The 26,988-nt window shown below is 70.6% G+C and carries 24 protein-coding genes; 11 read left to right on the top strand and 13 right to left on the bottom strand.

The genetic code is table 11. The features are described 5' to 3' along the window. Window positions 1–74: 74 nt before the first annotated feature. The gene (locus MTQ12_RS03545; protein ID WP_247423978.1) at window positions 75–851 is read right to left on the bottom strand and encodes a DNA-processing protein DprA; all 777 of its coding nucleotides are present in this window, start codon (window positions 849–851) and stop codon (window positions 75–77) included. A 266-nt stretch (window positions 852–1,117) separates the two neighbouring features. On the opposite strand from MTQ12_RS03545, the gene MTQ12_RS03540 reads away from it, so the two are divergent. Continuing rightward, the gene (locus MTQ12_RS03540; protein ID WP_247423976.1) at window positions 1,118–2,158 is read left to right on the top strand and encodes a DNA adenine methylase; all 1,041 of its coding nucleotides are present in this window, start codon (window positions 1,118–1,120) and stop codon (window positions 2,156–2,158) included. Here the strand turns inward: MTQ12_RS03540 and MTQ12_RS03535 are convergent. The 5 genes from MTQ12_RS03535 to MTQ12_RS03515 all read right to left on the bottom strand — a co-directional run bounded on the left by MTQ12_RS03535 (window position 2,109) and on the right by MTQ12_RS03515 (window position 8,024). Continuing rightward, entirely contained in the window at window positions 2,109–3,626 is a 1,518-nt protein-coding gene (locus MTQ12_RS03535) for a hypothetical protein (protein ID WP_247423974.1), read from the bottom strand. The genes MTQ12_RS03540 and MTQ12_RS03535 overlap by 50 nt on opposite strands. 172 nt (window positions 3,627–3,798) lie before the next feature. Next, window positions 3,799–4,083, bottom strand: a complete 285-nt coding sequence (locus MTQ12_RS03530) for a helix-turn-helix domain-containing protein (RefSeq protein WP_247423971.1) — start codon at window positions 4,081–4,083, stop codon at window positions 3,799–3,801. 215 nt (window positions 4,084–4,298) lie between these two features. Then, window positions 4,299–4,820, bottom strand: a complete 522-nt coding sequence (locus MTQ12_RS03525) for a hypothetical protein (RefSeq protein WP_247423969.1) — start codon at window positions 4,818–4,820, stop codon at window positions 4,299–4,301. Between the two features lie 95 nt (window positions 4,821–4,915). Continuing rightward, window positions 4,916–6,820, bottom strand: a complete 1,905-nt coding sequence (locus MTQ12_RS03520; RefSeq protein ID WP_247423967.1) for a metal ABC transporter permease — start codon at window positions 6,818–6,820, stop codon at window positions 4,916–4,918. A gap of 64 nt (window positions 6,821–6,884) precedes the next feature. After that, window positions 6,885–8,024, bottom strand: a complete 1,140-nt coding sequence (locus MTQ12_RS03515; RefSeq protein ID WP_247423965.1) for a metal ABC transporter substrate-binding protein — start codon at window positions 8,022–8,024, stop codon at window positions 6,885–6,887. Between the two features lie 205 nt (window positions 8,025–8,229). Between MTQ12_RS03515 and MTQ12_RS03510 the strand changes: the two genes are divergently transcribed. Together MTQ12_RS03510 and MTQ12_RS03505 are read left to right on the top strand one after the other, a co-directional pair. Next, window positions 8,230–8,634 carry a thioesterase family protein gene (locus MTQ12_RS03510; RefSeq protein ID WP_247423963.1) on the top strand — a complete coding sequence of 135 codons (405 nt, stop codon included), beginning with the start codon at window positions 8,230–8,232 and terminating at the stop codon, window positions 8,632–8,634. Between the two features lie 106 nt (window positions 8,635–8,740). Beyond that, the gene (locus MTQ12_RS03505; protein ID WP_247423961.1) at window positions 8,741–9,697 is read left to right on the top strand and encodes a phosphotriesterase-related protein; all 957 of its coding nucleotides are present in this window, start codon (window positions 8,741–8,743) and stop codon (window positions 9,695–9,697) included. A 2-nt stretch (window positions 9,698–9,699) separates the two neighbouring features. Here the strand turns inward: MTQ12_RS03505 and MTQ12_RS03500 are convergent, their stop codons facing one another. Further along, on the bottom strand, window positions 9,700–10,941 hold the full coding sequence (locus tag MTQ12_RS03500; RefSeq protein ID WP_247423959.1) for an aminotransferase class III-fold pyridoxal phosphate-dependent enzyme: 1,242 nt from the start codon (window positions 10,939–10,941) through the stop codon (window positions 9,700–9,702). A gap of 132 nt (window positions 10,942–11,073) precedes the next feature. On the opposite strand from MTQ12_RS03500, the gene MTQ12_RS03495 reads away from it, so the two are divergent. Beyond that, entirely contained in the window at window positions 11,074–12,018 is a 945-nt protein-coding gene (locus tag MTQ12_RS03495) for an NADP-dependent oxidoreductase (protein ID WP_247423956.1), read from the top strand. A gap of 98 nt (window positions 12,019–12,116) precedes the next feature. On the opposite strand, the gene MTQ12_RS03490 is transcribed toward MTQ12_RS03495, so the two are convergent. Both MTQ12_RS03490 and MTQ12_RS03485 read right to left on the bottom strand, forming a co-directional pair. Beyond that, window positions 12,117–13,022 carry a DMT family transporter gene (locus MTQ12_RS03490; protein ID WP_247423954.1) on the bottom strand — a complete coding sequence of 302 codons (906 nt, stop codon included), beginning with the start codon at window positions 13,020–13,022 and terminating at the stop codon, window positions 12,117–12,119. Continuing rightward, window positions 12,944–14,752 carry a glycosyltransferase family 2 protein gene (locus tag MTQ12_RS03485; protein WP_247423952.1) on the bottom strand — a complete coding sequence of 603 codons (1,809 nt, stop codon included), beginning with the start codon at window positions 14,750–14,752 and terminating at the stop codon, window positions 12,944–12,946. The genes MTQ12_RS03490 and MTQ12_RS03485 overlap by 79 nt, the downstream gene beginning before the upstream one ends. A gap of 130 nt (window positions 14,753–14,882) precedes the next feature. Between MTQ12_RS03485 and MTQ12_RS03480 the strand changes: the two genes are divergently transcribed. Beyond that, on the top strand, window positions 14,883–15,836 hold the full coding sequence (locus MTQ12_RS03480) for a hypothetical protein (RefSeq protein WP_247423950.1): 954 nt from the start codon (window positions 14,883–14,885) through the stop codon (window positions 15,834–15,836). A gap of 15 nt (window positions 15,837–15,851) precedes the next feature. Here the strand turns inward: MTQ12_RS03480 and orn are convergent, their stop codons facing one another. Next, complete coding sequence (gene orn, locus MTQ12_RS03475; protein WP_265809406.1) at window positions 15,852–16,454, bottom strand: oligoribonuclease; 603 nt, start codon at window positions 16,452–16,454, stop codon at window positions 15,852–15,854. Window positions 16,455–16,665: 211 nt separating this feature from the next. On the opposite strand from orn, the gene MTQ12_RS03470 reads away from it, so the two are divergent. From MTQ12_RS03470 to MTQ12_RS03460, 3 genes are read left to right on the top strand one after another with little or no spacing between them, the layout of a single operon-like run. After that, complete coding sequence (locus tag MTQ12_RS03470; RefSeq protein ID WP_247423948.1) at window positions 16,666–18,309, top strand: hypothetical protein; 1,644 nt, start codon at window positions 16,666–16,668, stop codon at window positions 18,307–18,309. A 52-nt stretch (window positions 18,310–18,361) separates the two neighbouring features. Further along, window positions 18,362–19,315, top strand: coding sequence for a tetratricopeptide repeat protein (locus MTQ12_RS03465; RefSeq protein WP_247423946.1), 954 nt, complete (start codon window positions 18,362–18,364; stop codon window positions 19,313–19,315). An 8-nt stretch (window positions 19,316–19,323) separates the two neighbouring features. Beyond that, a complete protein-coding gene (locus tag MTQ12_RS03460; RefSeq protein WP_247423944.1) occupies window positions 19,324–21,012 on the top strand; it encodes a hypothetical protein in 1,689 nt (562 codons plus the stop codon). A gap of 46 nt (window positions 21,013–21,058) precedes the next feature. Here the strand turns inward: MTQ12_RS03460 and MTQ12_RS03455 are convergent, their stop codons facing one another. Next, window positions 21,059–21,448, bottom strand: a complete 390-nt coding sequence (locus MTQ12_RS03455) for a hypothetical protein (protein ID WP_247423996.1) — start codon at window positions 21,446–21,448, stop codon at window positions 21,059–21,061. A gap of 83 nt (window positions 21,449–21,531) precedes the next feature. Continuing rightward, window positions 21,532–21,882 carry a hypothetical protein gene (locus MTQ12_RS03450; protein WP_247423942.1) on the bottom strand — a complete coding sequence of 117 codons (351 nt, stop codon included), beginning with the start codon at window positions 21,880–21,882 and terminating at the stop codon, window positions 21,532–21,534. Between the two features lie 147 nt (window positions 21,883–22,029). On the opposite strand from MTQ12_RS03450, the gene MTQ12_RS03445 reads away from it, so the two are divergent. After that, entirely contained in the window at window positions 22,030–22,941 is a 912-nt protein-coding gene (locus MTQ12_RS03445; protein ID WP_247423940.1) for a glutamate ABC transporter substrate-binding protein, read from the top strand. Window positions 22,942–23,013: 72 nt separating this feature from the next. Here MTQ12_RS03445 and MTQ12_RS03440 read toward each other — a convergent pair whose 3' ends face one another. Then, window positions 23,014–24,360: an MFS transporter gene (locus MTQ12_RS03440; protein ID WP_247423938.1), complete on the bottom strand. Its 1,347-nt coding sequence runs from the start codon at window positions 24,358–24,360 to the stop codon at window positions 23,014–23,016. Window positions 24,361–24,442: 82 nt separating this feature from the next. Here MTQ12_RS03440 and MTQ12_RS03435 point away from each other — a divergent pair, with 82 nt between their 5' ends. After that, complete coding sequence (locus MTQ12_RS03435; RefSeq protein WP_247423936.1) at window positions 24,443–25,693, top strand: cysteine desulfurase family protein; 1,251 nt, start codon at window positions 24,443–24,445, stop codon at window positions 25,691–25,693. Further along, window positions 25,690–26,943, top strand: coding sequence for a tRNA 2-thiouridine(34) synthase MnmA (gene mnmA / locus MTQ12_RS03430; protein ID WP_247423934.1), 1,254 nt, complete (start codon window positions 25,690–25,692; stop codon window positions 26,941–26,943). The genes MTQ12_RS03435 and mnmA overlap by 4 nt, the downstream gene beginning before the upstream one ends. Window positions 26,944–26,988: the final 45 nt, after the last annotated feature.

Here is a 26,988-nt window from a genome sequence, read left to right as displayed (position 1 = left end):
CAACAATCGGCGCCTCCACGGCTCCCTCGGGATGCTCACCCCGATAGAGTTCGAGACGCTCCACTACGAGGCCCTCAACCGAGAGCCCGAACCCGCAAAGTAGCGGCAGAGAACCCGGGGCGGTTCACGATGACCGTCGCAAAGGACAGCGCAGCCATCAGCCGAGCGCGGGCGATGACCCGGTGCCGAGTCGGAACGGCGCCGGGCGGAACCTCGCTTGCAAGAAGACCGACATCAGCGACGCGATCAAGCAGGACGCGATGGCCGACGGGGTACGGACGATCGACTCCGTTGGCGAGGATGGCGATCGTGTCGCCACCCGCCGCGAGGGCTGCCAGGTGTAACGCGCCTTCGATCCCGTAGCCGCCTCTTGCAACGACAACTCGTTCGTCTGCGGCAACGGAACTGGCGAGTTCCCGAGCCACGTAGTCGCCGTAGGACGTGCATGCCCGAGCGCCGGTGATCGTGACGAAATCGCTCATCGGACGGGAGAGGAAGGATGACGCGCCGCGAGTCCAAAGCAGGTAGGGCGCAACTTCACCAAGGTCGTCGAGGGCGGTGGGCCAGTCGCTATCGCCTGGGATGAGTGCTCGAACCCCCGATTGCTGCACCTGGTCGATACGCCCCGTCAGTTCCTTCGCACCTGGCACTCTGAGGCGGTCGCGCCAGACCTGCGCGTCTACGGAGCTCAGCCCCACCACCGCACCGTCGCGTTCAGCGAGCCAGAGCGTCTCGACTGCTCCGAGCCTGGACAAGATGCGTCCCGTCACCGGGTCATTGGGCTCGACGAGCATCGACAGCACAATCCTCGCGGTGCGTTCGTCGCTCGCGAGATCACTCAACCTGGCCATCATCGGTTCCTCTCGGTGCTCGTTACCGACGAGGTGCGCGGACCGAGCCTCACTGACACCCGCCCTGCTCAGCGGTCCTCTCCCGCTTGAGGCGACACGGGCGCAACTACGGAGATTCACCCGGCGGACTTCGAAGAACGGCCTATTCGCGGGACCGTCCGCGTGGCGAACCACGAGGTGATCTGTAGCAGGTACTATCCGTAACATGAAGCGTCTAGGCAGCCTGAGTGACGTGGGGCTCACCGAGCTTGATCGCGCGTTGCGCCATGAACGCCTACGCCGCCGCGAGGCATGGCGAGATTGCGAGCACTGCGACCAAGCGTTCCTCGGACGAGGTGATGCTCGCTTCTGCTCAGCCCGCTGCCGTGTTGCCGCACACCGGGCGAGAAAGGACTCCAATGACTGACAGCCTGCGTGTCATCGGGTCACGCCGATACGGCACACTCTCACCATTGCGATACCCCGGCGGAAAGGCTGCGCTCGCTGGCTTCTTCGCTGACATCATCGACATTCTTGGCATCAAGGACGCCCGCTACATCGAACCCTACGCCGGAGGTGTGGGCGCAGGGATCGCGCTTCTGCGCGAGGGCATCGTCCAGCACCTGGTAGTCAACGACATCGACCCAGCCGTCCACGCCTTCTGGAAGTCCGTCGTTGGCAACAACGCAGAGTTCGTGGAAATGGTCGCGTCAACGCCACTCACGATCGACGAGTGGCAGCGCCAGCGGGAGATATATCGCTCACGGGACGAGCGCGATGCACTGCGCCTGGGCTTCGCGTTCTTCTTCTTGAATCGAACCAATCGCTCCGGGATTCTGAACGCCGGCGTTATCGGCGGTCAGAGTCAGGAGGGAAAGTACAAGATTGATGCACGATTCAACCGGCTGACACTCGTCGAGCGGTTGACTGCGATCGGTGCTCTAGCGGATCGAATCACGGTCTCTGATCTGGATGGCCGGACTGTGATCCAGCAGTACTCTCACGATGACCGGTCATTCATGTACATCGACCCGCCCTACGTGCAAGCAGGCTCCCAACTCTATCTCAATGCCTTCGACGGAAGAGACCACAAGGCGCTCTCGACGATCGTCAACTCCGTTGAAAGTGCGCACTGGTTAATGACCTACGACACAGCCCCGCTGATCGAGAAACTGTACCGAGATCAGTTCCAGTGCCGACTGGAACTCACCTACTCCGCTAGGTATCCGGGACAGGCGGAAGAGCTGCTCGTGGCATCCCCGTCGGTCGCGCGGGCGATCAAGTCGTTGCAGACGACGCCTGCGACGGCGGGCGCAACAAGCGCCTAAGCAACGGGTTCACGACCTTCCATGCCTGCCGGACGTCATCCGCACTCACGGAAGCATCGGCACTGTGCGCGATGAGGTTGAACCACTGGATCGATCCGTGCTTGTGCGCATTACCCGACTGGATTGCACTAATGCCTGACTTGAGCGACTTGTCTTGTCCATAGGCCTGCACCACGCGCTTGAATACATCGCTCAACTGTCCAGTGGCGGGGGTTGGAGACCCCTCGAAATGGACCTTGATGGTGGCCTCCAGTACTGAGCGCATGAGGATCGCGGCCGCGATAGTGAGATTGGAGAGGCTGATCGTGCGCAACTCGAAGTATCGCAGCTTGAGATTCAGCGGCGCGTTCTCGTAGTCCAGCCCCGACAGATCAAGCGTGTCCTTCGTGTCTGGATGGTTGGGTCCACGGCTGCCCGTGCCGCCAGGAGGGCCGGGTGGGTTCGGAGCAGCACCACTCCCGCCAGTGTTGGGGCCACCCGGCGCGCCGGACGCGCCACCTTGGGATGGCCCGGATGGCGTCGGTTGCGCGGGAGGAGTTGGCGGCGCTGGTTGGGCCGGAGCCGCAGTCGATACGCCGTTGAGGCGATCCACCAGGGACTGATAGTCCTGGCTGCGCTTCTTGAACTCTGGTGAGCGTGTGTTGAGACGGCCTGCGCGGAACTCGCTAACGAGGTACTCCAAAGCGCTGAGCTTCTTCTTCGGCAACTTCGAAGCGATCTTCTCAGGTGTCGAGGCCCGCGGCAGAAGCATGCCGTCCTTGTCGAACTCCACGCCGATCGCGGAAGCAATCTCCTTGCTTCGGTAGGCGTACTCGAAGGCCGACATCGCCAGGTCGTCACTCGCGGCGTACTGCCGGAGGGTGTGATCGGAGAATGGCGCTGCGCTGAGGAAGCGTCGCATGACGGCCATGCGCATGAACCTGGCAACCTCGACGTCGGGGTACTGTGCCTTCACATCGTCGACCGTGGTCTGATCGTCGACGAGCGAATAGTAGAAGGTTGCCTGCTGATCGCGGCTCCAGCGCCTCTTCGAGATACCGGTGTGCAACCTCGCGACGTGGGGTGCAGCCGTCGCCCGGTCGGGAGCGACGATGACACGGATTCGTTCGGGGAGATTCTCCGCCTCCACTGCGTACCGCTTCAGCAGCGCGCGAATCTCTGCCTCATGGCCGGGCACGATCGTCGGGTCCTGGAGCGCCTTGAGCGCGCTGAGTCGCCGGTTGCCTTCCAGCACGGTGTATGGGGAGCTACCGCCGGACGCCGATGCCGACGTCACGATCGGGACTTCGTTGTCGAAGTAGCCGTCACGGAGGATTAGGCGCGCCGCTCCGAGGACGTCCTCGGATGCAAACAGGTACTTCAGCGCACCTGCTTCGTCGTCGCGGCGCGTCGGTATGCGGTAGTTCTCCAGGTCGAGAAGGAGCTGGTCGAGGTCGACCTCGACTATCGGTAGCTGCTCGTAAGCCATATCCAGCCCTGCTCTCGTGCTCCGTCCGGCGTTCCACGCCCTCGGTGCCGAACCGGCGAGAGCAGTCGTTCGTCTCCAACGGTAGCCGCACGCCTCGGTCTCCGGGCTGAGACACGTCGGGAGCGACGATATCCACCGAAGTCCTCTGGGTGATCAGCGGCCCAGAGCGGTGCTACGAACCGCCAGCAGACTCATCCGCAATGAGTTCAGCCTCGACCAGTGCTGCCCGCACGGCCTTGCGGTCCACGCCCATCCGGCGACCGATCGCTCGCATCGAGACGCCCGCGCGCGCGAGGCGCGCGGCCTCCGCCTTCTCGTCGACTCCGAGCCCCGGGCGGCGGCTCGGCACGTTGCGGCGACGCAGGTGGGAGAACACCGTGGCGCGGTGGATGCCGTACCTCTCAGCGAGTGCCTTGACGCTCATCCCAGCCAGGTAGTCACCGATGAGGGCGTTCACCTCGGAGGCGGTGAGAAAAGTCTGAGCCGTCTCAACAGTCCTCACGACAGGGCCACGATCGTCCTTCGGAGCGGTATCCTGGGGACGTCGAGAGACCTCGTAGAACCCACGGTCTAGGCGGTTGACCAGGGTTTTTGTCTTGGGGGCGGAGTTGCCGAACGTACTACTCAGGCACCCCATCCCGTCTGAGCCGCGGCATCGATCGATGCCGCGGCTCAGAAGTTCTCCGGGGTCGTCGGCGACGTGCTGCGCCCCTGAGCGCGGAGGACGCCCGCACCCACCGCGAACACGAATCCGGTGACGATCTCGAGGACCAGGCCGAGCCGGTCGAGGTCCATCACATAGGCCGCGAACGCCGCGACGAGCGTGACCGCACCGCTCACGACGATCGCCGCCGACCGTTCGAGGAGGCCGTAGAGCACGAAGCACGCGCCGATCATCAGCCATGAGGCGATCGCGCGGGTGCCGGGGATCATTCCGAGCACGGTGCCGCCGGCGATGAGGAGGACGACCACTCCGATGTACCCCCACCGGGGTCCGGACAGGTGCGGCGGGTGCGCGCCGAACCACCAGAACGCGATGCCGGCCACCGCGGCCGCCATGACGACGAAGTACCCGAGGTAGATCGGCGAGTCCGGGTCGCCGACGACCGCATAGAGCACCGCACCCCCGAAGGACACGAGGGCGACGAGGGCGAGCAGGAGCCAGTTGTTCGAGGCGGAGGGCGATGTCGTCATAGTCGTCGAGCCTAGCGAGCGACCGGCGGCGGCATCCATTCCGGCGGCAAGTCACCCTGCCCGGACGAGACGGGCTTCCGCGCCGCCGCGACGGATCACCGCGGCGAGGGATCGCTCGGGTCGTCGTGTGAGTCGTGGACGGGGTCGGGGAGCACCTCGGGCAGTTCGCCGTCGTGATCGTCCGACTCGCGATGGAGCGCGCCGAGCCCGTAGGCGATCTCGAGGTTGCGCCGGGTGAGCGCCCGCTCGGGCGGACCCGAGGCGAGCACCCGGCCCGAGGTCAGCAGCACGTGGTCGGCCGCGCGCGCTTCCTCGAGGTCGTGGGTCGTCATGACGACCGAGTGGCCGTGCTCCTGCTCGGCATGGATGATCCGGTCGATGGTCCGCGCGGAGACGAGGTCGAGCCCGGTGAGCGGCTCGTCGAGGAGGAGTGCGATGTGGTCCTGCGCGAGCGCCTGGGCGACGTACACCCGCTGGCGCTGACCGCCGGAGAGCTCGGAGAGATGCCGGTGGGCGAGGTCGGTGATCGCGAGCTCGTCCATCGCCCACCGCACGCGCTGCCGGTCGTGGCGGCGGAACGGCCGGAACCAGCCGAGGGTCGAGTAGCGGCCCATCGCGACGACCTCGCGGACGGTGAGCGGGATCCCGGCCGGCACCTCGACGGCCTGCATGACGTAGGCGACCTTCCTCCAGCCGTTCGCAGGCTTCGCGCCGAGCACCCGCATGCGCCCGGACCGGGGTGCCATGAGGCCGGCGATCGCGTGGAGGAGCGTCGACTTGCCCGAGCCGTTGGGTCCGATGATCGCGACCACGTGCCCCTGCCGGAGCGCGAAGGTCGAGCGGGTGGTCGCCACGTGCTGGCCGTAGGCGAGGACGATGTCGTCCGCCTCGGCGAGCGGCACCTCGGCCGGGGTGATGACGTGGTCGGCGTCCTCGAACGCCGTGTGCACGTGGGGGTCGCCAGCGCCGTGGCCGAGCGCGGCCGCGCCGTCCCCGGCCGCCTCGTCCGTCCCGGCCGCCGGCAGTCGGTGATCCGGGACGTGCGGGGCGAGGACGGAGGTCCCGGGGGAGCGGCCCTCGGGAGCGTCTGCAGGATCGAGCGCGGAGGAGGTCGTGCCGTTCGCCGGGGCGCCGGGCGCCGGCGCGGGAGCGTCCGGATCCGCGTCGCCGACCCCGCGGTGACGGACGGCGAGGACGATCTGTCGCCCGCTCAGGGTGAGGAAGAACAGCACGATCGGGACGAGCGCCATCGTCGCCGAGCCCGCGGTTCCGAGGTGGAAGCTCAGGAGCAGCCCGGACCACACGGCGAACACCGCGATGCCGATGGACCACGCGAACATCTGCGGGACCGTGCGCGACAGCAGGGAGGCGGTCGCCGGCGGGCCGACGAGCAGGCCGAACACGAGCATGGTGCCCACGGACCGGAAGCCGACGATGACGGCGGCCGCGATGAGCACGAGGAGGAGCGCGTGGATGAGCTTCGGCCGCAGACCGAGGGAGCGGGCCTTGCTCTGGGAGAAGGCGAGCGCGAGGAGGGGCCGGTAGAGCACGGCGGAGGCGATGAGCACGATCACCGCGGGGGCGATCATCCTGCGGAGCACCTCGGGCGTGATGCCGAGCGCGTCGCCGAACAGGATGCCGGTGAGATCCCCGGTGTAGGAGTCCATCGTCGAGATGATGACCACGCCGAGCGCCATCATCGCGACGAACAGCAGCCCGATCCCGGTGTCCTCGTGGAGCGGCGTCGCGCGGTGGATCCACTCGACGAGCGCGACCATGCCGACGACCGCCGCCGCGGCGCCGAGGGCGGGGGAGACGTCGAGGAGCATCGCCACGGCGATGCCGGGCAGGATGCCGTGGGCGAACGCATCGCCGAAGAAGCTCATGCCGCGCAGCACCAGCCACACCCCGACGACGGAGGCCATGATCGCGGAGATCAGACCGCCCAGGAGGGCGCGCTGCTGGAAGCCCAGCGCGAAGGGCTCGGTGAACCATTCCATGCGGTCGTCGTCCTCGGAGCTCGGGTCGCCGGCGTGCGGCGGGATGCGGTGGGAGCGGGCGGTGTCAGCCGAGGGCCTCGGCGACCGCCCGGGCGTTCTCGACCATCATGCCCTGATATGTGCCCGCCTCGGAATCCTCCGGTCCCACGCTGCCCACGTGGAGCTCGACGACCTCGACCGCGGTGCCGGCCTCGGCGGCCACGGCGTCGACGAGCGAGGTCGAGACCGCGGTGTTGGAGAAGATCACCGGAACCCCGGTCTCATCGATGACCGCGGTGAGCTCGGCGAGCTCGGCGGAAGAGGGTTCGGCATCGGTCGAACCGCCGGGGACCACGACCCCGGCGATCTCGAAGTCGTAGGCGTCGGCGAAGTAGCCGAACGCCTCGTGGTCGGTGATGAGCACCCGCTTCTCCTCCGGGATGCCGGCGAGGAGCTCGCGGACCTCGGCGTCGGTGTCGGTAAGCTCCTGCTCGATCTGCGCGCCGCAGTCTCCGTAGGCGTCGTCGCCCGTCTGCTCGGCGAGCGCGTCGCCGATGACGTGCGCCGCCGCGGCCATCCGGCTCACGTCCATCCAGAAGTGCGGGTCCTCGTCGCCGTGGTCGTGCCCCGCGTGCGGGTCGACGGCGCCGCCGGGCTGCGCCGTGTCCTCGTCGTGGGCGTGGTCGTGCTCGTCGGTCCCGTGGTCGTGCCCGTCGTGGTCGTCGGCGGGGGCCCCGGAGGTTCCGCTCCCCGAGGTCGGCTCGTCGCCGTGGTCGTACTCCTCGTCGCCGTGATCGTCCGTGCCGGCGTCGTCGGCATGATCGTGGCCGTCGTGGTCGTCCGCGGCGGCGCCCCAGGGGAGCGGGTCGACCTCGGGCGCGACCTCGAGCACCGTCGCGCCGTCCTGCTCCGCGTTCGCGAGGGCGGACTCGAGACCGCCCTCGAGGTCGAGGCCGTTGGCGACGACGAGCTCGGCCCCGGCGAGCTCGGCCATCTGCGCGGACGACGGCTGGAAGGTGTGCGGATCGTCGCCCGGGCCCATGAGGGACGACGATGCGGTCCCCGCGCACTCGGTGATCTGGCCGAGCACGCTGCCGAGCACGCTCGTGGTGGCGACTGCGACCGGGGTGTCGGATCCCGACGCCGAGGTCCCGCCTCCGCCGCACGCGGCGAGGGTGACGAGGGGGAGGGTGAGGACTGCGGGGAGCAGGCGGCGAGATCGCATGATCGATTCTTTCTGTTTCGGACAGATCCCGATAGAAGGGGCTTGATGGTGAATATAGACCTCGGCGGAACCGCGCAAAAATAGTGAGATAGAGATATGCGCATCCGTTCCCCGGCGGGCGGGACGTGTGAGGATGGAGGCGCGGTGGCGCCTCTCCTCTGGGGTTCGGCGCCGACCCCGACGATGATGCGAAGGAGCCCTCGGGATGAATCCGATCGACGTGCCGCTGCGGTGGCGCGACCTCGACGCCAACGGCCACGTCTACCACGGCACGTACCTTACCCTCCTCGACGAGGCGCGCTCGCGCTGGCTGCGCAGCGGGCTCGGTCTGACGTGCGCCGACAGCCACCTCATCGCCCGCCTCGAGATCGACTACGTCTCCGAGCTCACCGCGGACGCGGAGTCGGTGGCCGTCGACTGTGCGATCGAGCACCTGGGGAACACGAGCCTGCGCACCGCGGAGACCATGCGCACCCCCGATGGCACAGTGGTGGCGCGCTCTGCCGCCGTCGTCGTGTTCTGGGACCGCGAGACCCGGAAGAGCGCGGCCCCTCCCGCCGAGGACCGCGCCCGACTCGAATCCGCGCTCGCCGCTCAGCAGGGCTCCTGACGCGGGGACGGTGCCACGGACCTGGAACGCGACGCCCATCCGTGATGTGATGTGAATCACCAGCGGCGCCGGAGCGGCTGCCGCGCGATCTCGACGAGGAGACGGCATGGCACAGGTGCAGACGGCGACGGGACCGATCGACAGCGCTGACCTCGGGCGGACGCTCGTCCACGAGCACGTCTTCGTGCTCGGCGAGGAGTACCGGGTCAACTACGAAGCGTGGGACGAGGAGGCGCAGGTCGTGCGGGCGCAGCAGGAGCTGCAGGGGCTCAAGGAGCTCGGGATCGACACGATCCTCGACCCCACGGTGCTCGGGCTGGGCCGCTACATCCCGCGCATCCAGCGGGTCGCCGAGGGGACCGATCTGCAGATCGTCGTGGCCACCGGCCTCTACACGTACAACGAGATCCCGTTCCAGTTCCACTACACCGGCCCGGGCCTGATGTTCGACGTCCCCGAGCCGCTCGTCGAGCTCTTCGTCCGCGACCTCACCGAGGGCATCGCCGACACCGGGGTGCGCGCGGCATTCCTCAAGTGCGCGATCGAGGAGCAGGGCCTGACCCCGGGCGTCGAGCGCGTCATGCGCGCGGTCGGCGAGGCGTCGGTCCGGACGGGGGCGCCGATCACCGTCCACACGAATCCGCACACGGAGTCCGGACTCGTCGCCCAGCGCGTGCTCGCGGAGACGGGCGCGGACCTGACGAAGGTCGTCATCGGCCACTCCGGGGACTCGACGGACCTCGACTACCTCATGCGCCTCGCGGACGCGGGTTCGCTGCTCGGCATGGACCGGTTCGGCCTCGATGTGCTGCTGCCGTTCGAACAGCGGGTCGACACCGTCGTCGAGCTCGTCCGCCGCGGGTACGCCGACCGGGTCGTGCTCGCCCACGACGCCGCGTGCTTCATCGACTGGTTCGACCCCGAGGCCAAGGCGCAGGCGGTGCCGAAGTGGAACTACCGGCACATCAGCGAGGACGTGCTCCCCGCGCTGCGGGAGCGCGGGGTGTCCGACGCGGATATCGACACGATGCTCGCGGCGAATCCGCGCCGGATGTTCGAGTAGGCTCAGCCCTCCTCGACGGCCTCGCGGATCGCCGTCGCGGTGTGCGCGAGGTCCTCGGGCTCGGCGACGAACGGCGGGGAGATCTGCAGGGCGTTGCCCGGCAGTGCGCGGAGGATCACTCCGCGGTCCTCGACCCGGCGCACGATCGTCTCGTTGACGATGCCCTCGGCGAAGGCGACGGCGCCGAGGAACCCGGCGCGCGAGCGCACCTCGACGATCCCGTCGACGTCGCGGAGCGCGTCGAGCTCGTCAGCGAGGACGTCCTCGAGCTTGCCGGCGCGCTCGACGAGGTCCTCCCGCTCGAGCACGTCGAGGTTGGCGTGCGCGACGGCGCAGGCCGTGGCGTGGCCGGAGTACGTCACGCCGTGGCGGAAGGCCGGGGCGTCCATGCCGCCGGTGAAGAACGGCTCCCACACCCGCTCGGCGATCTGGATGCCGCCCAGCGGGGCGTAGCCGGAGGTGAGGCCCTTGGCCATGGTGTGGATGTCGGGATCGAGGGAGTAGCGCTCGGAGGCGAACATCTTCCCGGTGCGGCCGAATCCGGTGATGACCTCGTCGGCGATGAAGAGGAATCCGTGCTCCTTCGCCAGGCGCTGCACCGTCTCGAAGTAGCCGACGGCCGGACCGATGACGCCGCCGGCGCCGATCACCGGCTCCGCGACGAACGCCGCGATGCGCTCCGGGCCGAGCGCGAGGATCTGCTCCTCGAGCTTCGCCGGATCGTTCGCCGACACGCGCGCGGTGTCGGGCACGAGCGATTCCGTGCCGTAGCCCTCGCGGTTGGGCTCGAGTCCGGCGATCGCCGTGCCGAAGGCGTGGAGCCCGTGGTACGAGGTGTCGCGCGAGACGATGACCGTGCGCTCGGTGTGGCCGACCGCCTGCCAGTACCGCCGCGCGAGCTTGCACGCGACGTCGATGGCATCGGAGCCGCCGGAGTTGAAGATGACCTTGGGGTTCTCGATCGGGGACATCGCCGCGAGCCTGTCGGCCAGGGTGCGCGCCGGCTCGTTGATGAAGCGTCCGAACGTGTGGTAGGTCTCGAGCTCGAGCATCTGCCGGTGCGCGGCCTCGGCCAGCTCCTTCCGGCCGTGGCCGATGTTCGCGTGCCACAGGCTGGCCGAGCCGTCGAAGTACTTCTTCCCCTGGGAATCCCAGACATAGGCGCCCTCGCCCCTGACGATCTCGATCTGGGAATCCATGACCGAGGGCATGTGCGCCTGCCCGTTCCATACCCGATGCACCATTGCTCGTCCCTCCTCGACGCGGTTGTCTCTGTCCGTCCAGTCTGGTGCGCGCCGATCGGCGGGTCAATCCTGACATGTGATACGCCTCACGAGAGCGGGAATGGATGCCGCTCCGGCGGGGTTGGGCGAAGCATGAAGGTCATCGGAGTAGAAGAGTTCGGAGGGCCCGAGGCCCTCGCCGTCCACGAGGTCCCCCAGCCGCAGCCGGGTCCCGGTGAGGTCCGCATCCGCGTCCACGCGGCGGCGGTAAATCCCACCGACACGACGTTCCGCTCGGGCGTCCAGGACGTGTCGAGCCTGAAGTCGCCCTATGTCCCCGGGATGGATGCCGCCGGCATCGTCGACGCCGTGGGGGAGGGCAGCTCCTGGCAGGTCGGGGACGAGGTCATGGCGATGGCGGTCCCGGTGAGCGAGCACGGCGGCGCCTACGCCCAGTACCTCGTCGCCGCAGACGATGCGGTCGCCCGGATCCCGGCGGGGGTGAGCCTCCAGCAGGCGGCGACCCTGCCGATGAACGGCCTCACCGCGCTCCAGGCGCTCGCCAAGCTCGACCTCGCGCCCGGACAGACCCTCGCCGTCACCGGTGCCGCCGGCACCCTCGGGCAGTACTCCGTGCGCCTCGCGAAGCGCGCAGGCCTCACCGTCATCGCGGACTCCTCGGAGAAGGACCGCGCCCTCGTCGAATCGGCCGGACCGGACCATGTGGTCGAGCGCGGGGACGACGTCGCGGAGAGGATCCGCGCGCTCGTGCCCGACGGGGTCGACGGCCTCATCGACGCCGCGGTGATGGACGAGAAGGCGGTGCCGGCCGTGCGCGACGGCGGCGCCTATGCGGCGGTGCGGTTCTGGAAGGGCACCGGCGAGCGCGACATCCGGTTCCGCCGGACCGCGGTCGTCACCGAGTACGGCTCGCGCGCGATGCTCGAGGACCTGCGGACCGCCGTCGAGGACGGCACGCTCGAGCTCACCGTCGCCGACGTCTACCCGCCGGAGGAGGCCGCTGCCGCGCACACCCGGTTCGAGCAGGGCGGCGTGCGCGGGCGCCTCGTCCTCGATCTCGCCGCCTGGGACGACTGACGCCGCCCGGCAGGTCCGGCGCACCGCGCCGGGTGCTCGATCCGCGATGATCCGGGTTCGCCGGGACGCAGATCGGCCGACCTCCGCGCATCGGTGCCTCAGTCGGGGGAGCGGGCCGGCACCGGCGGCGTTCGGGGCGCGGCCCCGGGCCGGCGCGAGGTGATGACGACGCCGGCGACGATGAGCACCCCGCCGAGCACCTGGATCCCCGTGATCGGGTCGCCGATGAAGAGGCCGATGATTGCGGTGAAGAACGGCACGAGGTTGAGGTAGACCCCGGCGCGCGCCGCCCCGATCCCACGCACCGCGAGGTTCCACATGAGGTAGGACAGCGCGGACGGGAAGATCCCGATGTAGACGACCCCGAGCCACGTGATCCCATGCGCCGGGCCGGGCGCCCCGAGCAGCAGCGTCGCCGGCACGAGCACCGCCGAGGCGAAGAGCGCCTGGACGGCGGTCGCCGACACCGGCGAGGAGGTCAGGAACCGGCCGAGCACCGTGTAGACGACGAACACGCTCACCGCGACGAGCATGAACAGGGTGCCGATGCCGAGGTCGAGCCCGACCCCGCCGCCGTCGAAGCGCACGAGCACGATCACCGCGCCGAGCAGGGAGAGCGCGAGCCCGAGCACCGCCGTCCCGGTCAGCCGCTCCCGGGCGACGAGGACGGCGACGACCGCGATGAGCGCAGGGCCCACCGAGTTGAGCAGCGAGGCCGACACCGAGGAGGTGTGGGCGAGCGCCAGATAGGTGAAGAGCGCGTAGCCGATGAGCCCGAGGCAGCTGAGAAGCACGTGGAGCCGCCACTCGGCGAACACCGCCTTCCAGTCCGGCTTCTCGACGAACGCGGCGAGGACGAACAGCGGCACGGTCGCCAGCACCCAGCGGACCGTGGTGAGGAAGAGCGGGGAGACGGAGTCGGCGATCAGTCCGCCGACGACGAAGTTGCCCGCCCAGAACGCGTTGGCGAGGACGAGGAAGAGGTAGTACCGGGCATCGCGCACAGCCCCACTGTACCCAGCCGCACCCGCCCGGCCGTGGGGATCCCGGCCCCGCCGCCGGCGACCTTCTCGGTGACCTCGAACCGTTCCCGGTACCGGCCCAGCAGCAGCCTGCTCTGGGAGTACAGCGCGGTGGTCGCGTTGTAGCCGAGGATCGTCGCAGGGTAGAGGAGCCACTGGGCGAGCATCGCGACGCTGCGCGCCGGCCCGTAGCGCACGGGGCGCGGCGGCAGGAGGTTCCAGAACACGACGAGCGAGATCAGCAGGCTGATCATCGCGATCTGCTGGATCATCCCGACGAGCAGCGGCATCTGGCTCACCAGCGCATCCGCACCCCCGGTCCGGCGCATGATGAGGAACGGGGTCCAGCCGCCGAGCGCGATGATCACCGACACGCAGGCGAGCGTCACGTGCCCCTCGAGCAGAGTGAGGAGGTGGAGGGTGCTCCGCAGCAGCGGGACCCGCCGCTGCGCGCCGAACACGCCGGCGGCGACGTAGGCGATGTCGGAGGCCCCGTAGGACCAGCGGCTCAGCTGTCTGAATTGGGCGCCCATGGTCTGCCGCAGGGTGCCGGCCAGGACCGCGTCCTGGTGGATCGGGACGTGGATCGGCACTACCGCGTAGTCGCCCTCGAAGTGGAAGTACGAGCGCCAGAACTGGTGGCCGTCCTCGACGATCGTGCGGGTGGACCAGAAGCCCATCTCGACGAGCGCATCGAGCGGCTGGGTGTGCGAGGCGAAGTTCCGCAGCGAGAAGGGCCGCACCGTGCACGTGAGGTTCCAGAAGCAGTTCGCCGAGGCGATGACGCGGGTGACGGCCGGGGCGTCCCAGATGTTGCTGAGGTACAGGCTGATCGGCTGGAAGGCGCGTCGCTTCCGCTCGAGGCAGGCGATGTACTCGTAGGCGACGTAGTCGAAGTAGCTCTCGTACGGCTTGTTGTCGCAGTCGAGAGTGGTGACGAGGACGGACTCCGCGGCGACCCCGCGCCGCACGGCGAGCGCCTGGAGGTGCTGTCCGGCATACGTGATGTTCGCGCCCTTGCCGGCGATCTCACCGGGCAGGTCGCGCGGGTGCCGTACGAGCTCGAAGACCGCGAAGCGGTGGCCGAACTCCGCGCGCAGCCGCTGGGCGGTGTGCTCCATCTCCGCACCGCCGCGCTCCTCGTAGGCGAACACGATCCACATCTGCTCGCCCGGCGTGGAGCTGCAGGCCAGGGTGCGCAGCGTCGGGGCGATGACCGAGTACGACTCGTTGTACGCGGCGACGACCACCGCGTGGACGAGCGATGCCGGGTGCGGGTAGCGCTCAGGGTGCGCGGCGACCTGCGCGAGGAGCGCACGGTGCCGCTCGGCGTGGAAGGCATGGGGCGGGCTCGCCGGCACTCTCCGGCCCTCGAGAGTGCGTCCGATGTCGCGGAGCCGAGCGGCCCAGTCGACGCGGGCCGAGGCGCGGAACCGGGTGTAGCCGCGGGCGAGGTCGACCGAGCCGCGGATCGCGCGGAGGAACATCACCCCGACGACGCACAGCACGTAGACCGCTCCCGCCCGTGGCGACACGAGAGGCACGAGGAAGACGAGGAGGATCGCGGAGATGCTCACCGCGCCGGGGAGGATCTCGAACGCCCGGTAGAGCCGGCTGCGGGCCCCGAGCGGGATCTCCAGGTCGGCGGGCCCCACCCGCGAGCGGGGTGCGGTGGGGAATCCGGTCCGGGCGTGCGGCGGCAGGATGGTCATGGGACCAGGGTCGGACCGGCAGCGGTGCACGCGGTGGCGCGGACCTGCCGAACAGATGAAATCTGCTTGTACGACCGGTGCGCCGGGCCGGGGAGTGGTGATGCGGATCACTGCTCAGTAGAGTGGGCACATGGTGAACTCCCAACGGCGCGACCTCATCCGCCGACTGTCCAAGCGCGTCGAATCCGTCCACTCGGCCACGTACTTCGCCCGCCCCATCGGCGAGGCGATCGCCGGCACCGGGGTGACGCACCCCTCGGCGATCTACTTCGCCGGGCGCGCAGCCCCGCTCGGCCGGGTCCCGGCCTCCGTGGTCGCGGCGACCTTCTACAGCTTCAACCCGGCCTACATCCGCCGGTTCGTGCCGGAGTGCTGGGACACCGCCGCCCCGGAGACGGTGCACGCCGCGCGCCTGGCCGGGGTGGAGCAGTTCCTCGCCGGCGCCTTCGGACCCGAGGCGCCGGGCGGTCGCAGCCCGGAGCTACCCGCGCTCGCCCAGCACCTCGTCGACGCACTCGACCCTGTGCTCACCGCTCTGCTGCCCGACGGCCGGACGCTGTTCGCCGCCCACCAGGAGGCGCTCGCGCCGGGCGTGCAGGCCCATGATCCCGCCGTGCAGCCGTTCCTCGACCTGTGGAGCGCGGCGACGCTGCTGCGCGAGTACCGCGGGGACGGGCACATCGGCGCCCTCATCACCCACGACCTGTCCGGGCTCGAGGCGATCGTCCTCCACTGCCTCACCGGTACCTCGTTCCGTCCGTCCGCCGCGCGCAAGAGCCGCGGCTGGTCGGAGGAGGAGTGGAACGCCGCGGTCGAGTCGCTGCGCGAGCGCGGACTCGTGCTCGGTGCCGGGGACGAGGCCCGGATCACCGACGAGGCCGCGGCGCTGCGCGAGAAGATCGAGCAGGCGACCGACGCCTCGGTCGCGCTGTCGTGGGAGGCGCTGTCGGACGAGCGCCTCGCGGAGCTCGACGGGCAGGCGAAGGACTTCGCGAAGATCCTCGTCGCCCAGGGCGCGTTCCCGCAGAAGCTGTTCGCCACCGGCTCGGGTCTCACCAGCCGGGAGCAGGCCGACCGGGCGTAGGCGCGGGTCGGCGCCTCAGCCCTGGTCGGACGACACCCGGCGGGCGGCGGCGATCGCCTCGTCGCTCGTCGGCCCCTCGGTGCGGAAGACGATCTCGCGGTAGTAGGCGAGTTCGGCGATCGAGTCCTTGATGTCACCGAGCGCACGGTGGCCGCCGGTCTTCGCCGGGGCGTTGAAGTAGGCCTTGGGGAACCAGCGCTTGGCGAGCTCCTTGATCGAGGACACGTCGATGATCCGGTAGTGCAGGTGGTCGACGAGCTCGGGCATCTGCACCGACAGGAAGGTCTTGTCGGTGCCCACCGAGTTGCCGCCGAGCGGGGCCTTCCCCGGCTCCCTGACATGGGAGCGGATGTAATCGAGGACGGTGTCCTGCGCCTCGGCGACGGTGACCCCGTCGTCGAGCAGCGGGAGCAGCCCGGAGGTCGTGTGCATCCCGGTGACGAACGCGTTCATGTTGTCGAGCGCCGCCTGCGAGGGCTTGACGACGACGTCGACGCCCTCGTCGACGATCCCGAGGTCGAAGTCCGTCACCAGACAGGCGACCTCGATGAGCTCATCGGTGCCGACCTCGAGGCCGGTCATCTCGCAGTCGATCCATACGATTCTGTCTGTAGCCACGCCTCGATCCTACGTCGTCGACCGGTGAGGACACCGGAGGCGAGCCGGTGTGAGGTGCGCCACGGGCGCTGTCATCGAAATGTCAGGCGGGGTGTGTACCGTCGATTGCCGTCCTCCGGGGCAGGGTTCCGCACGCTTGGCGGACCCGTCATCTAGACTGAGGAACGCGCACGCGGCGGATGCCCTGCGCGGCTACGACGAAGGGGAATGCGTGCGCTACGTTGTCTCGGGACTGCTCATCGTCGCCGGTCTGATCGTCGGCGCGATCGGCATCCTGCAGCAGACCGTCTGGGCTCCGGAGGAGTCGATCACGGCCTCCGCCTCGCTGAGCGAGCCGGGCCCGCTGCTCGTCATCGAGCCGGGGGTGCTCAACCTCTACGACACGCCGGCCACGCTCACCGTGCAGGGCGAGGGCGAGCTCACGCTGTCGCAGGCCTCGAAGGAGAACATCGACATCTGGGTGGGGGAGACCCCGCACTCGCGCATCACCGGGCTCGCCGACGAATCGACCCTGGCGGTCGAGACCGGCGGCGGCGAGGGCGAGACCGCGAACCCCGCGAACGGCGACCTGTTCGAGTCCCAGCTCAGCGGCGAGGGCGAGATCGTCCTCGACTGGGACTCCGAGCCCGCGCGCACCGCGTTCCTCATCGCCTCCGACGGCGAGGCGCCCGCCGCCTCCTCCGTCGAGATCAGCTGGCCCAACCACGCCGAGACCCCGTGGGCGCTGCCGCTCATGATCGTCGGCGGCATCCTCGCAGCCCTCGGCCTCGTGCTCGGATTCATGGATCTGCGCCGCGCGCAGAAGGAGAAGCAGCGCCGTCAGGCCCGCCGCGAGCGGCGCCGCAAGCTCGCCGAGACCGGGGCGGCCTTCGCGATCGTCCCCGTCATCGCGCTCGCCGGCTGCGGCGGCCCCGTCGAGCTGCCGACGCCCTCGCCGTCGGACCCGCCGGAGTCCGCCCCAGCCGTCGTCACCGACGCCCAGCTCGAGCGCGTCATCGCGGAGATCGCGGACTCCGTCGCCGCCTCCGACGAGCAGCTCCACGCCGATGCGCTCGTTGCCCGCGCCGCCGGGCCGTTCCTCGAGCAGCGGCAGTCCGCCTACGCCGTCAAGGACGAGGCGGAGGACTACAAGCTGCCCCCGGCCGTCGCCGCCGAATCGATCACCGTGAACTTCACCTCGGCGACGGATCAGTGGCCGCGCGTGACGAGCGCGATCACCTCCGACAGCGAGTCCGGCCAGTCGCAGCTCCTCGTGCTGTCGCAGGAGAACGCGCGCGCCGACTACAAGCTGTGGTCGCAGAGCGTGCTGCTGCCCGGCGCCGCGATCCCCGAGGTCGCCGATGCGCGCCAGGGATCCCAGCTCCTGGCGCCGGACCAGGCGGGGCTCAAGAAGACCCCGGAGGACACCGTGAGCCAGTACGCCGACGTGCTCCAGCACGGCGAGGACTCGCGGTTCGCCGGCGACTTCGCCGAGGACGCCTTCCGGAAGCAGGTGGAGCGCGCGCAGACCTCCCAGCGCGAGGCGCTGTCCGAGGGCAACGGCACCATCGAGTTCGAGTACGCCCCGGCCGAGGGCAATCAGCTCGTCGCCCAGCAGACCGCCGACGGCGGTGCGATCGTCACCGGCCTCATCACCGTGACGACGACGATCGCCCCGGAGTCCGTCGAGGGTCGCACCGGCTCGCTGACGATCCCCGAACCGCAGCGCTCGATCGTCGGCGAGAGCTCGACGAGCCGGAAGCTCGTGACGAAGAACCTCCAGGTCGTGTCGTTCACCGTGCCGGCCGACGGCGACGCGCAGCTCGCCCTCATCGGGGTCTCCGACGTGCTCGCCGACGCCGAGCTCGCCCGCTGAGGCCGCCGGCCCGCCACCCCCGCCCCGTCGACACCGACCGAAAGGACCTCCCGTGACGCAGCCGCCGCAGCATCCGGACCCCCAGTCCCCCGCCCAGCCGCAGCAGGGGCTCGATCTCTCCGCCGTCCGCACCCAGCGCGGCGCCGCCGCCCCGACGACCGGTGACGGCGCCGGCGGTGCGCTGCCGGACAACGCCGTCGAGGTCCCCGCGCTCGTCTTCGACGTCACCGAGGAGACCTTCAACGACGTCGTGCAGCTCTCCGCCGACGTCCCCGTCGTCATCGACCTGTGGGCCGACTGGTGCGGTCCGTGCAAGCAGCTCTCCCCGGTCCTCGACCGGGTGGTCGCCGACCTCGGCGGCCGGGTGGTGCTCGCCAAGGTCGACGTCGACGCGAACCCGCGGATCCAGCAGATGTTCCAGGTGCAGTCGATCCCGACCGTCGTCGCGATCGTCCAGGGCCAGCCGGTGCCGCTGTTCCAGGGCGCCCAGCCCGAGCCGCAGGTGCGCCAGGTCTTCGACCAGCTTCTCCAGGCTGCCGCGCAGGCCGGGATGACGAAGATCGCGGTGCCGCGCGGGCAGGAGATGCCCGAGCCGGAGCCCGCCCACCCCGAGGCGCTCGCCGCGCTCGAGGCCGGCGACCTCGACACCGCCGCCGAGGTCTACCGCAAGGCGCTCGCCGAGGCCCCCGCGGACGAGGACGCGAAGGTCGGTCTCGCCCGGGTCGGCCTCCTCCAGCGCACCCGCGACCTCGACCCCCAGGCCGTGCGGGAGGCCGCGGCCGCCGACCCGCGCTCGGTGCCCGCCGCGCTCGACTGCGCCGACCTCGACCTCGCCGGCGGGCACGTCGACGACGCGTTCTCCCGCCTCCTCACCGTCCTCACGACGAGCGCGGGGGAGGAGAAGGAGACCGTGCGGGTCCGTCTGCTCGAGCTGTTCGAGGTCGTCGGCGGCACCGATCCGCGCGTCGTCAAGGCCCGCGCCCGCCTCATGCGGTCCCTGTTCTAGAGGACCGGATGCTGCGCCTCATCCTGGCCGCCGTGTGCGCGGTGATCGGACTCGCGGTGACCGCGCTCGCGGTCTCCGCGGTCGCGGTCACCGGCACCGACGACGTCACCGAGACCGAACCCTTCACCGTCGCCGACGGGACCTACGCCGTCGTGCTCGACGAGCAGCAGGTGCCCTACGAGGGGTCCACGGCGGCGATCACCGCCGAGAGCGACACCGAGCTGTTCATCGGCACCGCGAGCGGCGTCGACACCGAGAACTACCTCACCGGGGTCGCCCACGAGACGATCACCGGCGTCGAGTTCCCGGGTGTGCTGAGCCACCGGTCCGTCCCCGGGGAGCCGCAGCCGGTGACGGCCGCGGCCACCCGCGACTGGTGGCTGGCGAGCGACACCGGCACCGCCGTGACCCATCGCTTCGACCTCGATGCCGCACCGCAGATGGTCGTCATCGCGCCGGCGGACCCGGATGTCACCCTCGACGGCACCACGGTGCGGCTGAGCATGGACGTGGAAGGGGTGTTCGGCTTCAGCCTGCTCGGCTTCGCAGCCGCAGTGCTCGCCTTCGGGCTCGCCGCGTTCCTCCTGCTCCGCTGGTGGAACACCCGGCTCCGCCCGCCGCCCAAGCTCCCCAAGCGCAAGGGCACAGGCGATGGCCGGGGCACAGGCAAGGGCAGTGGCGACCGCCCGGCGCCTGCCCGGCGGCCCGGCAAAGCGTCCGGACGACTCGGCGGCACCGCGGCCGGCGCCTCGGCGATGGCCCTGGTGCTGTCCGGCTGCTCCCAGCTGCCCCTGCCGATCGCCCAACCCGCCGAGCCGGAGCTCACCCCGTACGAGCGGCCGGCGCTGCGCCCGGGCGACGCCGGGACCTTCATGACGGACTACACCGAGTCGCTCGACGCGACCCTCGCCGGGGACCAGGAGGAGCTCGACGGCATCCAGACCGGTCCGCTGCTCGGCCGCACCCGGGCCGAGGTGCTCATCGCCCGGGCCGAGGAGCAGACGCTGTCAGCAGTGGCCTTCACCGAGGTCGTCGCCGGCGGGCCGATGTTCGACGAGTACCCGATGTGGTTCATCGGGTTCGGCGACCCGGGGGAGGGCGAGTCCGTGCAGGCGATGCTCGTCACCCGCGAATCCGCCGCCGAGGACTGGAAGGCCGCACAGTCGCTGTTCGTCCCGCGCGAAGCCGTGCCCACCCTGCTCGCCGGCGGCGACGGCGCGGTGCCCCTCGCACCCGATGCGCACCAGGACGTGGCGGCGGCCGCCGCCGCGCAGCTCGACGGGTTCCTCGAGACCGGGACGCTGCCGGAGAGCCCCGTCGAGTTCGCGTACCCGACCGACACCTTCTCGAGCTTCCGCGAGTACGTCGACCAGTTCTCCGAGGGCGACAACGCCTTCGAGGACGTCGGGGTGACATGCGAGCCCTACACCGAGGTGCCGCTGAGCACCTTCGCGCTCGAGACGGAGACCGGCGCGGTGTCCTTCGGCGAGGTGCAGTGCACGATCACGCTCTCCGTGCCCGGGGACTTCTCGATCGACATGGGCACCGCCGTCGAGGCCGTGATGACGAGCGACGGCGGCGGCAGCACCGTGCAGATCGACGCCTCCCTGCCCTACCTGCTCACGAGCGCCGGGGCGGAGAACACCGTGTACGGCTCCGACTGGTTCCTCCTGTCCTCGCAGACCTCCGAGGACTGAGGGCCGAGGGGCGCCGGGCGGCTGCGTCCGAGCCGCGGGGCGGGGCTCAGGCGCGGAGGCGACGGTCCACGCGGAACAGCCACCACAGGCCGACGACCGGGAGCACGAGCGGGATGAACCCGTAGCCGATCCCGAACCCGGACCACACGCTGGGAGCGCGGAACACCTCGGGGTGGGTGAAGCTCAGCACGCCCACGACGAGCACCCCGGCGAGCTCGATGAGGCAGGACACGACCGCGATCCGGTGGGTGGCGCGGTTGCCGATGACCAGGCACACCGTGGCGATGATGTAGACGACCGCGGCGACGGCCGACAGCGTGTAGGCGATCGGCGCCTCGTCGAACTCGCGGATGATCTGGTAGCCGGCGCGGGCGGACGCGGCGAGGGCGAACACGCCGTAGACGGCGGTGAGCGCACGGCCGGGACCGGAGTGCATCGCGGAGAAGCCGGCCGGAGCGGTCCCGGCATCACCGGTGTTCCCGGGTGCGGCGGTGTTCCCGGGTGCGGAGCGGCGGGGCCTCAGAGCCAAATCTGGTCCATCCTCTCGATCATGACGAACACGGTGACGGCCGCGGCGGCGACCACCGCCGGACCCCAGCGGCTGAGCTCCGCGAACGCCCAGAACCCGGCGAGCGGGACGAGCAGCAGCGCGGTGAAGAGGTAGCCGAAGAAGAGCAGCGGATCGGTGCCGTCGGCCCGGCCCCACAGCGCGATCGACACGACGAGCTGCACGACGAGCAGCACGAGCATCCCGCCGGTCGCGCCGAGCAGGCCCTTGCCCGCGGCGGTGTTGCGGATCGTGAGGACGAGCGCCCACACGGTGAGGACCGCGGAGTAGGCGAAGAGCAGATAGGTCAGGGCTGTGAGCACCGGACCAGTCTACCGAGGGCGCGCAGCGGATCACGAAGGGGCAACGATCGCCACCAGGTCCCCGGAGGCAGGTGTGGTCGATGTCACAATCACTGCAGGGCCGCACGTGCGGTGCAGACTCGGGGACAAGGGGCGCGGGAGATGGCGATGACGCGCACACGGTGGATCACAGCGCTGGCGGCGACGGGAGCACTCGCACTCGCGCTCGCGGGCTGCGGGCAGTCCGGCACCCCGGGCGGGGGCGGATCCGGCGAGGGCGGCGAGGCCGGCGGGGACACCCCGGAGTACACCGTCGCCGAGGACTTCGCGCTCGAGGAGTCCGAGACGTGGAAGGCCGCGAGCGACCGCGGGACGATCCGGATCGGCGTCAAGTACGACCAGCCGGGGCTCGCGAACGTCGAGGTCGGTTCCGAGGTGCCCGAGGGCTTCGACGTCGAGATCGCCAAGCTCGTCGCCGCCGGGATCGGCTTCGCGCCCGAGGACATCGAGTTCGTCGAGACCGTCACCCCCAACCGCGAGCCGTTCCTCCAGCAGCGCACCGTCGACCTCGTCGTCGCGAGCTACACGATCAACGACGAGCGCAAGCAGGTCATCGACTTCGCCGGCCCCTACTACATGGCCGGCCAGGACCTCCTCGTCCTCGCGGATTCGGAGATCAACGGCCCCGACGACCTCGCCGGGACGACGGTGTGCTCCGCGGACGCCTCGACCACGGCGATGCGGATCGAGACGGACTACCCCGAGGCCGACCTCGTGACCTACGACGCCTACCCCAAGTGCATCAACGACCTCCAGGCCGGCAACGTCGACGCCGTCACCACCGACGACTCGATCCTCCGCGGGTACGCCGCGCAGTACGGGGACGAGATGCGGGTCGTCGGCCAGCCGTTCTCCGAGGAGCCCTACGGCATCGGCATGCACAAGGACGAGAAGGAGCTGCGGACCGCGATCAACGAGATCCTCGAGCAGGCGCGCGAGGACGGCACCTGGGTCGAGGCCTTCGAGTCGACGCTCGGCGACAGCAGCGACGTCGAGCAGCCGCCCACCGAGGACTACTGAGCCGCGGGCTGCGGAGCCGCGGGCTGCTGAGGCGGGGGCTGCGGAGCCGGACGCAGACTGCCGGGGCGAGGCCTACCGGGTGGCCGGCTGCCGGGCGGAATGCCGTTCGGCGGCCGGTCGCTGCATGTGCGCGATGCGAGCCCGGCCCATGGCGAGACCGACGAGGGCGAGCACGCCGCCGATGACGAGGTAGACCGAGATCGGCCAGGTCGCACCGCCGGAGATCTGGAGCAGCCAGGTCGACACCGAGGGCGACAGGCCGCCGCCGAGCACCGCGCCCACCTGGAACGACACGGACACGCCGGAGTAGCGGAAGCGCGGGGCGAACAGCGCGGTGAACCAGTACGCCATGGGTCCCCACACGATGCCCGCGAAGGCGTAGCCGCCGACGATCGCGATCGTGGCACCCGTCGCGGTGGCCGAGGAGAAGAACCAGAAGAACGGGAACGCCCAGGCGATGAGGAGCACGACGCCGACCCCCATGACGCGCGTCATCCCGAGCCGGTCCCCGAGGTGGGCGGCGGTGAGGCAGGTGACGAGGTGCACCGCGGAGCCGATGAGCCCGGCGGTGAGGATCGTCGAGCGCTCCATCCCGAGCGCCTCGGTCCCGAACGCCATGGAGAAGGTGTTGATGATGAAGATCGTGAGGTTGAAGCCCATGTTGAGGAGGATCCCGGCGAGCACGAACATGCCGGCGGTGCGGACGACCTCGAGCAGGGGCGCCGAGGCGGTCGAGTCGGTCCGCTCGAGCGCGGTGAACTCCGGGGACTCGTCGAGCCGCAGCCGGATGTAGAGGCCGACGAGCACGAGGAGGGCGGAGGCGAAGAACGGCAGCCGCCAGCCCCAGTCGAGGAACGCATCCCCCGTGGCGGAGGCCGCGAGCGTGAAGGCGAGCGTGCCGAGGATCGAGCCGAGCGGGGAGCCGCCGGTGGCCCAGCCGCCGTAGAAGGACTTCGTGCCGGCCGGGGCGTGCTCGGTCACCATGACGAAGGCGCCGCCCTGCTCCCCGCCCATGAAGAAGCCCTGGAGCAGGCGGAGGGCGAGCACGATGAACGGCGCGGCGAGCCCGATCTCGGCGGTCGCCGGCACGAGGCCGATGAGGAAGGTGCACACACCGGTCGCGGTGAGGGTGATGACGAGCATCGACTTGCGGCCGAGGCGGTCGCCGAAGTGCCCGAACACGAGGCCGCCGAGCGGGCGGGAGAGGAAGCCGGCGCCCATGGTGAGGAAGGCGATGAGCGTGCCGACGAGCGGGTCCTCGGTGACGAAGAAGACCTGGTTGAACACGATCGCCGAGGCGAGGCCGTAGATGATGAAGTCGTAGAGCTCGATCGCATTGCCGATGCCCGAGGCGAGGGCGACGCGGCGGACCGCCGAGCGCGGGGCGGGCGCGGAGGTCTCCGTGGGGGTGGAAGTCATGAGTGGAATGGTAGGCCGCGCCCCGTCCGCACCGCCCGGCGGGGTCGCCTGGTGGACGGCCGGCGGCGTAGAATCGCCCACGATGCGCACCTATCTCGACCATGCCGCCACCTCGCCGATGCCGCCGGACGTGCTCGACGCGTACACCGCGGAGCTCCGGCGCGCCGCCAACCCCTCGTCCCTCCACGCGGAGGGCCAGGCCGCCCGGATGCGGATCGAGCAGGCGCGCGAGGACCTCGCCCGGGCGGTCGGCGCGAGCACCCCGGCCGAGGTCGTCTTCACCTCCGGGGGCACGGAGGCGGACAACCTCGCGATCAAGGGCCTGTGGGGCCTGCGGAATCCCGGGGCGCGCCCGGCCGGTGACGACGCATCGGCAGGCGAGGGCGCCTCGGCCGGGGAGGGCCGGAGCCCCGCACCGCCGCGCCCGCGCATCCTCATCTCCGCGATCGAGCACCCCGCCGTGTCCGAGGCCGCCGACTGGCTCACCGGGCTCGGCGCCGAGGTCGTGCGGATCCCCGTCGACGCCGACGGCCGCCTCGACCTCCCGGCCTTCGTGGCCGCGCTCGCCGCGGACCCCGAGCGCACCGCGCTCGTGTCCGTCATGGCCGCGAACAACGAGATCGGCACGGTGCAGCCGATCGCCGAGGTCGCCGCGCTGGCGCGTGCGCACCGGGTACCGGTCCACACCGACGCGGTGCAGGCCTTCGGCCAGCTCCCGCTCGACTTCGCCGAACTCGGCGTCGACGCGATGACGGTGACCGCCCACAAGATCGGCGGCCCGGTGGGCATCGGCGCGCTCGTGCTCAGCCGCGACCTCGCACCGGAGCCGGTGCTCCACGGCGGCGGGCAGGAGCGCGCCGTGCGCTCCGGGACCCTCGACGTCGCCGGGGCCGTCGCCTTCGCCGCCGCCGCGACCGCCGCGACCGCGGACCTGCCGGCGCGGGCGGGGCGCATGGCCGTGCTCCGCGACCGGCTCATCGGTGGGATCACCGCCGCGGTGCCCGAGGCCGAGCTGTCCGGCCCGCCCGGCGCGGGCCGGCTGCCGAACAACGTCCACTTCGTGTTCCCCGGGTGCGAGGGCGACACGCTGATCTTCGGCTTCGACGCCGCCGGCTTCGCCACCTCGGCCGGTTCGGCCTGCTCGGCCGGGGTGTCGCGGCCCTCGGAGGTGCTGCTCGCCTGCGGGCGCGACGAGGCGACCGCGCGCGCCTGCCAGCGCTTCACCCTCGGCCCGGAGACGAGCGAGGCCGAGGTCGACCGGCTCCTCGCCGCGCTGCCGGAGATCATCGCGCGCGCCCGCCGGGCCGGCATGGCGTCCGGAGCCCCGGCATGAGGATCCTCGCCGCGATGTCCGGGGGAGTCGACTCCGCCGTCGCCGCGGCCCGCGCCGTCGACGCCGGGCACGAGGTCGTCGGCGTCCACCTCGCGCTCTCCCGGATGCCGGGCACCCTGCGCACCGGCTCGCGCGGGTGCTGCACGATCGAGGACTCCCGCGACGCCCACCGGGTGGCCGGGCTGCTCGGCATCCCGTTCTACGTGTGGGACTTCTCCGAGCGGTTCAAGGAGGACGTCGTCGACGACTTCATCGCCGAGTACTCCCAGGGCCGCACCCCCAACCCGTGCATGCGGTGCAACGAGAAGATCAAGTTCGCCGCCCTCCTCGACCGGGCGCTCGCGCTCGGCTTCGACGCGGTCGCCACCGGCCACTACGCGGAGATCGTCGCGGGCCCCGACGGCACCCCCGAGCTCCACCGCGGCCTCGACCTCAACAAGGACCAGTCCTACGTGCTCGGCGTCCTCACCGCCGCGCAGCTGCGCCACTGCTTCTTCCCGATCGGTGCGGCGACCGCGAAGGCCGAGGTCCGCGCCGAGGCCCGGGAGCGCGGCTTCCCGGTGGCGGACAAGCCCGACTCCTACGACATCTGCTTCATCCCCGACGGGGACACCAAGGCGTGGCTGTCGGACAAGATCCCCATGCGCCCCGGCCTCATCAAGGACACCGAGGGGGCCGTGCTCGGCGAGCACGAGGGCGCGATGACGTACACGATCGGGCAGCGCAAGGGGCTGCGGATCGAGCGGCCCGCGGCGGACGGGAAGCCGCGCTACGTCGTCGACCTCGACCCGCGGGAGAACACCGTGACGGTGGGACCGCGCCGGGAGCTGTCCGTCGACCGCCTCGACGGGATCCGCACCTCGTGGTGCGGCGCGCCCCCGGCGGACGTCGGCTACGCGGAGTCCGCGGCGATCGACTGCGAGGTGCAGATCCGCGCCCACGCCGACCCGGTGCCGGCCCGGATGTGGCTCGGTGAGCTCATCACTGAGGTGGGGGACGGCGAGCACAGCGCTGAGGCGGAGGACGCCGAGGCGGAGGCGACCGCCACCGTGACGGGGGCAGGGGAACCCTCCGACCCCGCGGCCATCACCGTGCCCCGCTCCCGCCCGCCCGGCCGGCTCATGCACGTCGTCACCGAACGCCCCCTGTCCGGGGTGGCCCCGGGGCAGACCATGGTCGTCTACCGCGGCACCCGGGTGCTCGGCCAGTCGACGATCGATCGCGCGCACCGCAGCACCGCGGCGGTCTGAGGCCCCGCGCCGGCGGGTTGCCGGGGACGCCGCACCCTCACCGAT

The organism is Brevibacterium sp. R8603A2, from assembly GCF_023072605.1.
In the GTDB taxonomy this organism is placed as follows: domain Bacteria; phylum Actinomycetota; class Actinomycetes; order Actinomycetales; family Brevibacteriaceae; genus Brevibacterium; species Brevibacterium pityocampae.
Note: the sequence above shows the minus strand (reverse complement) of the source record. Positions and strands in the feature narration are given on the sequence as shown.

What these genes read in the sequence shown, in the direction of transcription:
- MTQ12_RS03545 (WP_247423978.1), bottom strand. Translation starts at nt 851, where the DNA reads ATGGCCAGGTTGAGTGATCTCGCGAGCGACGAACGCACCGCGAGGATT.
- MTQ12_RS03540 (WP_247423976.1), top strand. Translation starts at nt 1,118, where the DNA reads ATGAACGCCTACGCCGCCGCGAGGCATGGCGAGATTGCGAGCACTGCG.
- MTQ12_RS03535 (WP_247423974.1), bottom strand. Translation starts at nt 3,626, where the DNA reads ATGGCTTACGAGCAGCTACCGATAGTCGAGGTCGACCTCGACCAGCTC.
- MTQ12_RS03525 (WP_247423969.1), bottom strand. Translation starts at nt 4,820, where the DNA reads ATGACGACATCGCCCTCCGCCTCGAACAACTGGCTCCTGCTCGCCCTC.
- MTQ12_RS03520 (WP_247423967.1), bottom strand. Translation starts at nt 6,820, where the DNA reads ATGGAATGGTTCACCGAGCCCTTCGCGCTGGGCTTCCAGCAGCGCGCC.
- MTQ12_RS03515 (WP_247423965.1), bottom strand. Translation starts at nt 8,024, where the DNA reads ATGCGATCTCGCCGCCTGCTCCCCGCAGTCCTCACCCTCCCCCTCGTC.
- MTQ12_RS03510 (WP_247423963.1), top strand. Translation starts at nt 8,230, where the DNA reads ATGAATCCGATCGACGTGCCGCTGCGGTGGCGCGACCTCGACGCCAAC.
- MTQ12_RS03505 (WP_247423961.1), top strand. Translation starts at nt 8,741, where the DNA reads ATGGCACAGGTGCAGACGGCGACGGGACCGATCGACAGCGCTGACCTC.
- MTQ12_RS03500 (WP_247423959.1), bottom strand. Translation starts at nt 10,941, where the DNA reads ATGGTGCATCGGGTATGGAACGGGCAGGCGCACATGCCCTCGGTCATG.
- MTQ12_RS03495 (WP_247423956.1), top strand. Translation starts at nt 11,074, where the DNA reads ATGAAGGTCATCGGAGTAGAAGAGTTCGGAGGGCCCGAGGCCCTCGCC.
- MTQ12_RS03485 (WP_247423952.1), bottom strand. Translation starts at nt 14,752, where the DNA reads ATGACCATCCTGCCGCCGCACGCCCGGACCGGATTCCCCACCGCACCC.
- MTQ12_RS03480 (WP_247423950.1), top strand. Translation starts at nt 14,883, where the DNA reads ATGGTGAACTCCCAACGGCGCGACCTCATCCGCCGACTGTCCAAGCGC.
- MTQ12_RS03460 (WP_247423944.1), top strand. Translation starts at nt 19,324, where the DNA reads ATGCTGCGCCTCATCCTGGCCGCCGTGTGCGCGGTGATCGGACTCGCG.
- MTQ12_RS03455 (WP_247423996.1), bottom strand. Translation starts at nt 21,448, where the DNA reads ATGCACTCCGGTCCCGGCCGTGCGCTCACCGCCGTCTACGGCGTGTTC.
- MTQ12_RS03445 (WP_247423940.1), top strand. Translation starts at nt 22,030, where the DNA reads ATGACGCGCACACGGTGGATCACAGCGCTGGCGGCGACGGGAGCACTC.
- MTQ12_RS03440 (WP_247423938.1), bottom strand. Translation starts at nt 24,360, where the DNA reads ATGACTTCCACCCCCACGGAGACCTCCGCGCCCGCCCCGCGCTCGGCG.
- MTQ12_RS03435 (WP_247423936.1), top strand. Translation starts at nt 24,443, where the DNA reads ATGCGCACCTATCTCGACCATGCCGCCACCTCGCCGATGCCGCCGGAC.
- mnmA (WP_247423934.1), top strand. Translation starts at nt 25,690, where the DNA reads ATGAGGATCCTCGCCGCGATGTCCGGGGGAGTCGACTCCGCCGTCGCC.